At 52.7% G+C, this 10,907-nt stretch carries 7 protein-coding genes; 5 read left to right on the top strand and 2 right to left on the bottom strand.

Annotated elements, in window-relative coordinates:
• Positions 1–305 precede the first annotated feature (305 nt).
• The 3 genes from ON072_RS18790 to ON072_RS18780 all read left to right on the top strand — a co-directional run bounded on the left by ON072_RS18790 (position 306) and on the right by ON072_RS18780 (position 5,179).
• Entirely contained in the window at positions 306–2,525 is a 2,220-nt protein-coding gene (locus ON072_RS18790; RefSeq protein WP_274626145.1) for a GGDEF/EAL domain-containing response regulator, read from the top strand.
• A 14-nt stretch (positions 2,526–2,539) separates the two neighbouring features.
• Entirely contained in the window at positions 2,540–4,477 is a 1,938-nt protein-coding gene (locus ON072_RS18785; RefSeq protein WP_261753297.1) for a sensor histidine kinase, read from the top strand.
• 222 nt (positions 4,478–4,699) lie between these two features.
• Complete coding sequence (locus tag ON072_RS18780) at positions 4,700–5,179, top strand: GNAT family N-acetyltransferase (protein WP_243882696.1); 480 nt, start codon at positions 4,700–4,702, stop codon at positions 5,177–5,179.
• A 106-nt stretch (positions 5,180–5,285) separates the two neighbouring features.
• Here ON072_RS18780 and ON072_RS18775 read toward each other — a convergent pair whose 3' ends face one another.
• The gene (locus tag ON072_RS18775) at positions 5,286–6,533 is read right to left on the bottom strand and encodes a uracil-xanthine permease family protein (protein WP_261753296.1); all 1,248 of its coding nucleotides are present in this window, start codon (positions 6,531–6,533) and stop codon (positions 5,286–5,288) included.
• A 211-nt stretch (positions 6,534–6,744) separates the two neighbouring features.
• On the opposite strand from ON072_RS18775, the gene ON072_RS18770 reads away from it, so the two are divergent.
• Together ON072_RS18770 and hda are read left to right on the top strand one after the other, a co-directional pair.
• The gene (locus ON072_RS18770; RefSeq protein WP_052658040.1) at positions 6,745–7,890 is read left to right on the top strand and encodes a DUF2066 domain-containing protein; all 1,146 of its coding nucleotides are present in this window, start codon (positions 6,745–6,747) and stop codon (positions 7,888–7,890) included.
• Between the two features lie 77 nt (positions 7,891–7,967).
• Positions 7,968–8,678, top strand: a complete 711-nt coding sequence (gene hda / locus ON072_RS18765; protein WP_025009703.1) for a DnaA inactivator Hda — start codon at positions 7,968–7,970, stop codon at positions 8,676–8,678.
• A 91-nt stretch (positions 8,679–8,769) separates the two neighbouring features.
• Here hda and ON072_RS18760 read toward each other — a convergent pair whose 3' ends face one another.
• Entirely contained in the window at positions 8,770–10,719 is a 1,950-nt protein-coding gene (locus tag ON072_RS18760; RefSeq protein WP_261753295.1) for a PKD domain-containing protein, read from the bottom strand.
• Positions 10,720–10,907 lie beyond the last annotated feature (188 nt).

Genomic DNA, 10,907 nt, shown 5'->3' with positions numbered 1-10,907 from the left:
GCCTTGCATCCAGGCCTGTAAGCCGACGCAGAGCACACATGGGACTTGTTTGCACTTTCCCTAAGCCAAAAGTGGATTACACTTTAAATCAGACATAGCGTACTGTATTGAAAAGTACTTGATGCCGAATTGTGCTGCCGCAGCGATTGCGGTAACCATGCTGATTTCATCTGAACTGAGGTTCAGGAGCATAGGTTCAGGAAGTTGGCCGAGGCAAATAGTGCTGAGTACCGGGCAGGGCATAGAGCGCCTGCAGGTTTTGTCCAAGTAATAACGCGGGCAAAGTGACTGAGGGATTAGTGACTATGATCGATGATTTTCTGTTTTCGTCTGAAACATCGCCGGAAGAGCTCCATCAACGCGACAATAAGTGGCGTATTCTGGCGGTGGATGATGATGTCAAATTCCAGAACTCGCTGAGTTTTGCCATCAATAAAATGACCCTGATGGGGCAGCCTCTCGAACTCATACAAGCCTACAGCATGGCCGAGGCGTCCAGTTTGCTTGGTAAAGACGCCGACTTTGCCGTAGTCCTGGTCGATGTGGTAATGGAAACCGAAGATGCCGGTCTCAGGTTAGTCAAGGCGGTGCGGGATCTGCTGGGGATATCCGATACCCGCTTTGTGCTTTTAACCGGCCAGCCGGGAATGGCACCGGCCGAGTCTGTGATGCAAGACTATGATTTGTCTGATTATGTGCTTAAGTCCGATCTCGCCAGCCGCGGCATTCGCAACATACTTACGGGTGCTGTGCGTAATTATCACCAGCTCAAGACCATTTCCTCTGCCCGCCGTGGTTTGCAACTCATTGTCGAGTCCAGCAACCGTTTGCTTGGGCTGCGAACGCTGGCACAGATAGCCTCGGTTACCTTAAGTGAAATCGCCAATCTTATTGATGTGCCGGATGAGGGGCTGGTTTGTGTCAATCGGGGGCGTCATAGCGCAGATGGCTCGGGGCAGGAGATCTTTGAGCCCATGACTATAGCCTGCAGTGGTCGTTTCCGGCAGTATGCCAATCGTGCCCTCAGGGAGTTGCCGGATCCCACTATTCAGTCCATGGTGGAACAGGCGCTCAGGGAAAAACGTTTTGTCAGTACCGATGAGAGCCAGGTGCTGTTTTTCCCGAAATCGGCAGCATTGGCCGAATTTGCCATCTATGTGGCCACAGATCGCACCTTGGACGACACCGAAATGGAGCTGCTAAAGGTGTTTGCCGCCAATGTTTCCAAGGGCTTTGGCAACGTTGCCCTGATAAGCCGGCTCGACAAGATTGCCTACCAGGATGAACTGCTCGGCATCCCCAATCGCAGTGCCTTGCTGCGGGAACTCTCCAGGTTGCAGGCCATGTCCAGCGCAAGTGCGCACAATCTGCTGTTATTGGATTTGGATCATTTCTCCGGCCTCAATAATCTGTTTGGCTCAGTGTTTGGCAATCAGGTGCTGCAGGCGGTAGCCCAAAGGTTACAGGAGGTTTTTCCGCAGCCGACTGTTATTGGACGACTGCATTCAGATCTGTTCGCCGTCATTGGCCATAAGGAGCAGGTCAATATCGACAGGGCGCAGCGGGTGTTCAGTGCGCCGTTTGAAATCGATAACAGCCGTCATGTTCTCACCGCCTGTATGACAGAAGTCTCTCTGGCCATCAGTGGCCAGGATCCCGCCGAACTGCTGCGCACCGCAGGTACCGGGCTCAGAAATGCCAAATCCCGAGGGCCTGGCAGCATACAGGCGTTTGATCCCGAATTTGAGCATCAGGCGGCACACAGATTCAAGTTGATGCAACGGCTGCATACCGCCATTCAACGCCAGGAGTTTGTACTGCACTTCCAGCCACAGATAGATCTCAAGAGTGGTGAGGTTGTCGGCGTGGAGGCCTTGCTGCGCTGGCAGACCGAAGACGGCATGGTACCTCCGGGCACCTTTATCCCGTTGGCTGAGCAGTCGTCTTACATTCACGGCATAGGCGACATAGTGGTTGCGTTATCCTGTCAGGCGGTACATGCGCTGGATCAGGCCGGTTTTACCGATATTTTGGTCAGTCTTAATTATTCGGCTCGCCAACTGGATAAACCGGATGTACTCGACAGGCTCAAACAACAATGCCGTCTTGCAGGTGTTGAGCCTAGCCGTCTGTGTTTGGAAGTCACCGAAACCGCCATGATGCAATCGTTCCAGCAAGTTGCGAAAATTCTCCAGCGTCACCGTGCCTGGGGCGGCACAGTTGCGATAGACGATTTCGGTACCGGGCTTTCGTCACTCGAATACCTGCTGCAGTTGCCGGCCGATCACTTGAAGATAGATATGACCTTTGTCGCCAGGCTGGATGAAGATGAGCGCAGCCGTTTTCTGGCGTCGATGATCATTGAGTTGGGACGCCGATTGAATATTTCTGTGGTTGCCGAGGGGGTTGAGACTCGCAGCCAGGCCAACTGGCTCAGGGATAATGGCTGCCATATCGCTCAAGGGTGGCTGTATGGTAAGGCCATGCCACTGGATGAGCTGTTGTTGTGGCTCAGTAAACGCTGAATGGGACCCCACTTATGTCGATAGAGTTGCCCGAACAGGCCGTGATGACACCACTGATTTCAGGGGAAGCCTCATCCAAGAGTCGGAAACGCAATAAGTGGTTGACCTGGGTCAGTTATCTCTTGCCTTGGTGGCTGCTGGTACCGCTGGGAAGCTGGCTTATGTATCACTATGCATCCCAATGGCAGATAGATCAGGTGCGTTATGCCCAGCGGGAGCTGGTAGACAGAGACGCTCTGGTACTCGATGCGCAGTTGACCAAGGTACATCAGGATGTCAGCCTGCTATCGCAGATGACGGCATCGGTATTGGCCGACCCAAAGCTTGACGAGAGTGAACAGCTGAGCTTGTTACAACGCCTGTTTGTTGATTTCAGCAAGGCCTATCCCAGCTATATGCAAGTTCGCTGGATAGGCATCTCAGGAGTTGAGCGGGTCAGGGTTGATCATACAGATAATCAAAGGCGGGTCGTTGCCAACGACGCATTGCAGGATAAATCATCACGCTATTACGTAATTGAAGCCAACCGACTGGCTCCGGGGGCGGTTTATTACTCTCCTTTTGATCTCAATATCGAAGGCGGTGAGATAGAGAAACCCTATCGTCCCACCTTACGCGCCGCCACCAAAGTGATGGATACCAATGCCAGCGAGCTTGGACTGGCATTGGTAAATCTGGATGGCAGTGGTTTACTCGAGCGTTTACGCCAGTCCGGCAAGACCATGCTGCTGAATGCCGAAGGCTATTGGCTGCTTTCAACTTATGGCCACAGGGAATGGGGCTTTATGTTCGGCGATCCCGAGCAGCGTCTGGCGGTCGTCCACCCCAAGGTCTGGCAGCGCATTCAGCAGACCAGCCAGGGGCAGTTTATCGATGAAACCGGTATGTGGACCTTCTCTCGGGTGGGCCCGAGCTTAAACAATAGCAGCCAAGTGCCCATGCTTTACACCTTGTCCCATGATGAGCAGCCTTTGCTCATTCAAGCCAGGCTCAGGCAGCTCTATACAGGTGTCGGTGCCGTGGTGCTTCTGTGCATGACTTTACTGGGGGCATTTTTGGCGCGATCCAATCTGCGTCTGGGGGATAAGGCTCATGAGTTGCAACAGAGCAACGCGGCATTGGCACTGACATTGGCTCAACTGAGGGCATCACAGCAGGAACTGGTTCGCACCGAGAAACTATCGTCTCTGGGCTTGATGGTGGCCGGAGTGGCTCATGAACTCAATACGCCTATTGGTGCCGCCATGTTGTGTGTCACTGCGCTGAATGAAAGGGTGGACGAACTCAAGCGTGGGTATCACAGTGGCAATATTAAACGCTCGCAGTTGGAGGAGTTTATTGAATACCAAGCGGAAGGTTTAACCCTGGCCGAGCGCAATCTCAAACGTTCAGCCCTGCTTATTCAACAGTTCCGTCAGGTAGCATCTGACAGGGCCAATGCCGACAGGCAAGCCTTCTGGCTCCACGAGTTGATAGCGGATATCCTGGCACTGAATCACGGCCAGTGGAAACACAGCCATCATAAGTTGACCACGGATATTCCCAGCGATATTCATATGCACAGTTATCCCGGCCCCCTGGGGCAGGTGATCCAGAACCTGGTACACAATGCGCTGATCCATGCCTTTGAAGAACCCGACCGGGGCGAAGTGCATATCTGTGCCCGCAAGCTGCAAAACAAGGTGGAGATCTGCGTGATGGATAACGGCATAGGGATTAAGGAGCAGGATAGTCAAAGGGTGTTTGACCCTTTTTATACCACCAAGCGAGGTAGCGGTGGTACCGGGCTCGGCCTGCATATAGTGCACCATCTGACCACTGAAGTGTTGGGAGGAAGTGTGCGGGTATCTTCGGGAGTCAATGGCATAGGAACGTCGATGATATTGCTGTTGCCGCTGGAGCAAACGGCGGTCAAGCCCGCAGCTAAAGAAGCCGATATGGCACCGGCCTGAAGCCTGCCTTGAGCAAAGCTAAAAGTCCTTGCCTGAAATAAAAGCCTATAAAGCTTAACCTCAGCCCCTTGTTATTCTGCGTATTTTTACAATAACCCGATGGTATCTGTCATGTATGAGTGAACTTTTCCCTGGTTGACGGCAAACAACCTTGAGATAGATGCGTTCCATGCATAAAGTATTAACCCTAACTATTTAGAACGAAAAACAGGATGTTATCAATTGGCTACCAATACTAGCAGTACCAGTATCCGAATCGCTAATTCTGCCGATGCCCAGGCTATCAGTGATCTGATTATTCCCCAAACCCGCAAGTTTGTATTGCCCTCCTGTGGTGTTCAGGTTCATGCAATGCTGCTTGATTCCATGTCGCCTGCCAGTGTCAGCGGCTATTTAAACGGAGATTACCATTATCATCTGGCTGTCAATGATTCAGGTGAGCTCCTGGGGGTAGTCGGCATGAGGGAAAATCGCCATCTGTATCATCTGTTTGTTCGCGAAGATGCTGCAGGTCAGGGGCTGGCACGGCGACTTTGGGATGTGGCCAGAAAGGCATGCCTGGACAAGGGCAATGAAGGCAAATTTACGGTTAATTCAGCCGTCACTGCCGAGAATGTTTACCTGAAATTCGGTTTTAAACGTATAGATGGCGTTCGTGAGCGAGAGGGAATGGTGGATATACCCATGAGCCTGACGTTATAGCAGCCAAAGAGTCGTTAAGGCCTTTTGGGTGGCTTAAAATATGAAAAAGCGCCCTTTTGGGCGCTTTGTACTTTGATACTCAAGTTTACGCAAAATGAGATAAGGCTCAGTCCGCGAGGGAGTCACCTGTCTTGGCTACTTGGGGCTTGCTGCTTGGCAGCAGCAGGTTCATCACTATGGCCACAATACCGCAAAGGCTGATACCGGTCAGGCTGAATGAACCTATACCGAAAGCCATGCCGCCGATACCGAATACCAATGTTACCCCAACGATGGAGAGGTTGCGGGGCTCGCTGAGATCCACCTGATGCTTGATCAATGAGTTGAGGCCCACAGCGGCAATAGAGCCGAACAGCAAACACATGATACCGCCCATCACAGGTACTGGAATCGTCTGCATCAGGGCGCCCAGTTTACCAACAAAGGCCAGCAAAATGGCGGTAATGGCAGTCCAGGTCATAATTCTGGGGTCGAAGTTGCGGGTCAGGGTCACAGCGCCCGTCACTTCAGAATAAGTGGTGTTTGGCGGGCCGCCAAAAGCGGTGGCCGCTATGGTGGCGACCCCGTCACCGGCAAGAGTGCGATGCAAACCGGGCTTTTTCAAATAATCTTTACCGGTAACATTGGAGATAGCCAAAATGTCTCCTATGTGTTCCACGGCAGGAGCTATGGCAACCGGGATCATAAAGGCAATGGCATGCCAGTTGAACTCGGGGGCAACGAAGTTGGGCATGGCCAGCCACGCGGCCTCATGTACCACATTGAAATCCACTATGCCGTAATACAGACTCAGGCCGTAACCTACTATGATACCGGCCAGGATCGGCATCAACCTCAACAGTCCCTTGGCAAAGATGGCCACTGCTATGGTGGTCAGTAGTGATGCCAGAGAAACAATAAGGGCGGTATCCTGAGCAACCAGTACCTGACTGCCGTCACCACTCTTGCCGAGCGCCATATTCACGGCAACCGGTGCCAGACCTAAACCTATGATGATGATCACAGGTCCCACTACCACAGGGGGCAAGAGTCTCATGATTACGCCGCTGCCACGCAGTTTAACCACCGAGGCCAGTACCAGATAGACGCATCCTGCAGCCATCAGGCCCCCCATGGTCGCGGGGACGCCCCAGGTTTGCACGCCGTACATGACAGGTGGAATAAAAGCAAAGGAGGAAGCAAGGAAAACAGGGATTTGACGTTTGGTGATCAACTGGAACAGCAGGGTGCCGAATCCGGCGGTGAACAGGGCTACGCTGGTATCTAGGCCGGTGAGCAGCGGCATTAGCACCAGGGCTCCGAAAGCGACAAATAACATCTGTGCGCCTTGCAGAGGACGAGCAAGGTATTTCATTTTTTTATCCGTATTTAGGTTAAACCGGCCAATATTACCAGTTCACTGTAAATCGTGGGGGACTATTTGCCGTTTTAGATCAAATTTTTCACAAATTCTACTGCTGAACCTAAGATGAACGAAGCGGGAGGTTTTTCATCTCCATCGGCTCGCCAAGTGAGGCATATATGATACACTTTTGCCATTCCGACCATTTTTTACCGTCGCAAAGATGCTGAATTCATTTATAAAGCCAGTCGTTTTTCTCTCCCTGTTCTGTGCCACAACTCTGGCCCAGGCTGTTGAGGTCAAACGTTTGGATGAAGCCACTGTAGCCGTGGAATCCCGAACCAGTGCCGAGAAGAGCAAGGGGCTCAAGAAGGCATTGGAAGATGTTATTTTGAAAAACTCCGGCTCCCGTAGCGCCCTCGAAAGCCCGGCAATCCAGGCCAAGCTCGCCAATGCCGATGCCATGGTCAGTCAGTTTGGCTATCTGGATACCGAAGAGGGGTTAAAGCTGAAGGCGAATTTCGATCACCGCAAGATAATCAGCATGCTGCGCGAAGCCGGCTTGCCGGTCTGGGGCAAACAACGTCCCCTGACCCTGTTTTGGCTCAGCACGGATATCAATAATGAGAGGGTTATCCTCAGTGATGATTCGAGTGCCGAAGAGCGCAAGGCGTTTGCCAATGCTTCGATGGAGCGTGGTGTGCCTTTGATGTTTCCTTTGATGGATCTGGACGATCTGATGCGCATCAATGTCAATGATGTGCGCGGTTTGTTTGCAGATACCGTCGCTACCGCTTCAGGGCGTTACCAGGCGGACTTCTTTGCCATGGGTACACTGGAAGCCAGCGGCAGTGAATTCAGCTATCAACTGGTGCTTTATCCCAAGACAGATGTCAGTCAGTCTTTTGGCCAACCTCTGCTCAGCCGTCAGGGGCGGGCCGCCAGTAAGGACGAAGCCGTGGCCGAGATGATGCTGTCACTGTCTGATTACTTCGTTTCCCGGTACGCGATTGCCGATTCCGGCGATGGCCTGTTGAGCAAAGTGCGTTTTACCGGCATCAACCAAATGAAACAGTTGGTTGAAATTGAGGCGTTTCTCAACCAACTCAGTGCGGTGCGTGAAGCCAGTCTCAGTACTCTGCAGGGTGACAGTGCCACTTTCAGCGTGCAGCTTTTTGGCTCGGAAGAGGACTTGAAAAACCTGCTGCGTCTGGAACCACGTTTATCTTCGGCCGAGACTGGTTTTCAGGATGTGGCTGGCGGGCAGGGCAATGACGACATGAATACATTGCCACAGCCATCCAAGACCACAGAATTCAGCGATAATGTGAACCAGCCCATAGGCCCATACCAATGGCACAGCCGTTGAGGTTTTAACAGCGGTGCCAGTCATGCTAGACTTGGCGCCCGCATTACTTGATTTACTGCGATTTGGAACGATCCTGAGTGACACAAAACTCACCCTTGCAACTTTCACTGCCCGTTCACTTGCCGGACGATGAGACTTTTAACAGTTATTATCCTGCGGCAGGAAACGATGAACTGATCCAGACCTTGAGGGCCTGTGCCGAAGGCCGCAGCCAGGGAGCCGTCTACCTATGGGGACCGGTTAAGTCGGGACGAACCCACTTGATGCACGCCGCCTGCGCTCATGCCAATGAGTTGGGACGCAGCAGCTTCTATATTCCCCTGGGTATTCATGCCAGTATCTCCACCGCTTTGCTTGAAGGCTTGGAGCAGCTCGATCTTGTCTGTATTGATGATGTCGATGCCATTGCCGGCCACCCTTTGTGGGAAGAAGCGATATTCGATCTCTACAACCGAGTCGCCGAGCAGAAACATTGTGCTTTGGTGGTCAGCGGCAGTGCGGCTCCCATAGATGCCGGTTTTGCCTTGCCGGATCTGGTCTCAAGGATGCAGTGGGGGCTCAATTATCAGCTGCAACCCATGGCCGATGAGGAAAAGTTGGTGGCATTGCAGCGCCGCGCCGCCATGCGTGGCTTGCAATTACCGGAAGATGTGGGCCGTTTTCTGCTCAATCGTTTGGCCCGGGATCTGCGCACCTTGTTCGATGTGTTGGACAGGTTGGACAAGGCCTCCATGGTGCATCAGCGTAAGTTGACCATTCCTTTTATCAAAGAGATGTTGCGCCTCTGACTGTCGAGTCCAAGCCTAGTTATTTTAAATGCATTTAAAAAGCGCAGCTGAAGCTGCGCTTTTTTGATGCTCGAATAAACCGAAAAGCGTGTCAGGGTCTGTTCACCCCTACGGGAGTTTTGTGGCGATCGCCACTTAAACGCAGCGGCACTTGGGTCTGTTCACGCCCTTGCTGACGCTGGACATTGCTCTTTGGCGCCATAAGTGTGGGTGATATGCCGAGGTTGGCCGCCCAGCTCAGGCCTGGTTGCATCTGCAGCGGCGCCGGCAAACTATCCAGAAGCAGCTGAGCATTGAGCTCAGGCATCATTTCGCTCAGCACCAAGCCTGTACGGTTTCTGAGGGCCGAGGCGCCGATACGTCCCCGTTGGCCCCAGTCGACACTGATGCTGTTTGCGGTCACTGTTTCGGGTTTGTCTGTAATCGCCACATCACGCTGCACGCCAAGACGATAGCTCATCATGGCTTCTTCAAACAGCATGGCGGCATCTTCCCTGGGGGTGCTGTAGTTGTAAAAGTCATTGGCTCTGTCTGCGGAGAAGAAGCCACTGACATCCCCGGGCGTATATGCCTTTTGGGTGGCGGTGGCTGTTTGACCCATAAAGCTCACGCCGGCCAGGGCGCTCATCTCTGTGCTGCCCAGCGGATAGGCGCTGCTGAGCTGATCCGATATCAAGGCTTTTTGCGCCGTGCGTCGGTAATAGTCATCCAGCAAAGTCGGCCCCTCAAGGCTTTGGTGAACACTGCGCGGGAAAAAGTCATTGGCATGGGCCAACTCGTGATAAAGCAGCGAGGAGAGATCGGTTGTCAACTCGCTGATAGGGCGGTTGCTGCGCTGGCTGCGATCACGATAGACAGAAGCATAATCGTTGTCTTTGACATAACGCCAGGGGATCAGGAACTGCAGCTCATTACCGAAACCGGCACGGTAATCCGGCGCTTCATTGATACTGTCGCGCTCAGTTGCCGTCAACCAAAGATCTTCCGGATCCAGATAGATAGCACCTGTGACCACCCAGTAGAAGGAGGGGCGGACATCGTAACTTATCACCACTGCGGTGACAGACTGCAGCAAGGTGGCAAAGTCACCATGAGTGTCCATTTGATCGAGGAAGGCTTCAAAATTACGTCCCATCCAGTCGTGGGATACCAGTACCCGGTTCATTATCGCTTCTTTATCACTGATGCCGCCGGCGCCTTGGCCTATCAAGGGCAGGGTACTGAGCTGGCAAGCGCTCAACTGATTGGAATAAGTGCAGCGCTTTAACACTTCGGCATAAGGCGAGTTGCGTTTGTAGGCATGGGTGCGGGCGATGGGCGCATCAAAGTACTCTGAGGTGATTTGTGCTTCATCTGTTATCAGTATGCTGACTTCATCGCTTAAGGTCTCGCCATTGACACTGGCGCTGGCTCTTAAGATCACCCCTGTGTCCTGATTGACCTCGGGCGCAACAAACAAGGGGCGTTCAGGGTTGGTCAGATCCAGGTTGAGCTCAGGTCCGGCGGCAATACACCAACTGATGTTGTTTGCCACTGTGCCATCGACTCTATCCAGTCGTACGCTGACATTGTTGCCCTCTACCACTTGGTGATCCTGGCGGATATTAAGGCCACTTCCGTCCATCACTGTCAGGGTTACCGTTTCCTGCAGGCTGAGATCACTGCCGCTGACATTCAACTGAAAGCGGTAATCACCGCTTTGCGGCGGCACAAAGGCCAGCACAGGGCTGTCATTCATGTCCATATCGACACTGGGCCCGGACAACTGTTGCCACTGGAACTGCATATTACGGCTGTTGAGCGTTCCCAGAGTGGCCAGAACGCTGCTTTGCTGGCCGGCTAAATAGCGGCTTTGCAGCTTAAAAACCAGACCAGAGGCTGTGGTTTGGTTGTCGAATTCACTTTGTTGTTCACAACGCGACAAGGCCGGAGGTGGGGTAACGACAGGAGGGATAAGGTCGCTGCCATCATCGTTGCCACCACCGCCACAGGCGGTGAGCAATAGAGAACAGGTGAAGGGGAGGTAAGGCAGTATCTTCATGGCACGACTCCACTTGGTTGACTGCTTGTTATTATTTGTTGTTGTTTTATATAAAAATGGTTGTGTTGCTTGGGCACTATAGCACGGGCCAGCAGGGTGACCAATAGTCCTTAAGATGGGAAAATTTGTTGCAAATTATGCCAGTATGCGAGGGAGTCAGAGCAAGAGCTGAACAGAGTACTAAAAAG

This window comes from Shewanella sp. K8 (assembly GCF_028823715.1).
GTDB lineage: Bacteria > Pseudomonadota > Gammaproteobacteria > Enterobacterales > Shewanellaceae > Shewanella > Shewanella algae.
The sequence above is the reverse complement of the archived record's forward strand: the minus strand, read 5'-3'. Positions and strand labels throughout refer to the sequence as shown.

What these genes read in the sequence shown, in the direction of transcription:
- ON072_RS18790 (WP_274626145.1), top strand. Translation starts at nt 306, where the DNA reads ATGATCGATGATTTTCTGTTTTCGTCTGAAACATCGCCGGAAGAGCTC.
- ON072_RS18785 (WP_261753297.1), top strand. Translation starts at nt 2,540, where the DNA reads ATGTCGATAGAGTTGCCCGAACAGGCCGTGATGACACCACTGATTTCA.
- ON072_RS18760 (WP_261753295.1), bottom strand. Translation starts at nt 10,719, where the DNA reads ATGAAGATACTGCCTTACCTCCCCTTCACCTGTTCTCTATTGCTCACC.
- ON072_RS18770 (WP_052658040.1), top strand. Translation starts at nt 6,745, where the DNA reads ATGCTGAATTCATTTATAAAGCCAGTCGTTTTTCTCTCCCTGTTCTGT.
- ON072_RS18775 (WP_261753296.1), bottom strand. Translation starts at nt 6,533, where the DNA reads ATGAAATACCTTGCTCGTCCTCTGCAAGGCGCACAGATGTTATTTGTC.